The sequence below is a fragment of the Paenibacillus marinisediminis genome (genome assembly GCF_054343325.1).
This window is the reverse complement of record NZ_JBTGUH010000033.1, coordinates 1-618: the sequence shown is the minus strand read 5'-3', so window position 1 is coordinate 618 and position 618 is coordinate 1. Positions and strand designations below refer to the sequence as shown.

The following is a 618-nucleotide window of genomic DNA, read 5'->3' as shown; positions in this document are numbered from 1 at the left end:
CTGCATGAAGTCGGAATTGCTAGTAATCGCGGATCAGCATGCCGCGGTGAATACGTTCCCGGGTCTTGTACACACCGCCCGTCACACCACGAGAGTTTACAACACCCGAAGTCGGTGGGGTAACCGCAAGGAGCCAGCCGCCGAAGGTGGGGTAGATGATTGGGGTGAAGTCGTAACAAGGTAGCCGTATCGGAAGGTGCGGCTGGATCACCTCCTTTCTAAGGATTTACGTCTCCTGCGACGGAGACATAAACAACTAACATTCCGCTCGTTTTCAGTTTTGAAAGAGCAAGACTCTTTCAAATTGTACCTTGAAAACTGAATCGCGAAGTAAGAAAAGCGACTTAGAATATCCTCATCTTAATTGATGAAACCACCATTGGGGTTTACCCCATGGAGGAGCGAAGTTTTCGCATTCTGACGAACATTTGGCTTTCATTCCTGCGAAGTACATGCAAATGTACGGAGCTTGGTGAAAACAACCGTGAGGAAGAAGCGAAAACGAAGCGTTGGTTAAGCTATTAAGAGCACACGGAGGATGCCTAGGCACCAGGAGCCGATGAAGGACGTGGCGAACAACGATACGCCTCGGGGAGCAGTAAGCATGCATTGATCCGG

At 49.8% G+C, this 618-nt stretch carries 2 rRNA genes; both read left to right on the top strand.

Annotated elements, in window-relative coordinates:
* Window positions 1-218 (top strand): 16S ribosomal RNA (locus ACXX53_RS23110); the annotation flags it as partial.
* A 293-nt stretch (window positions 219-511) separates the two neighbouring features.
* Window positions 512-618 (top strand): 23S ribosomal RNA (locus ACXX53_RS23105); the annotation flags it as partial.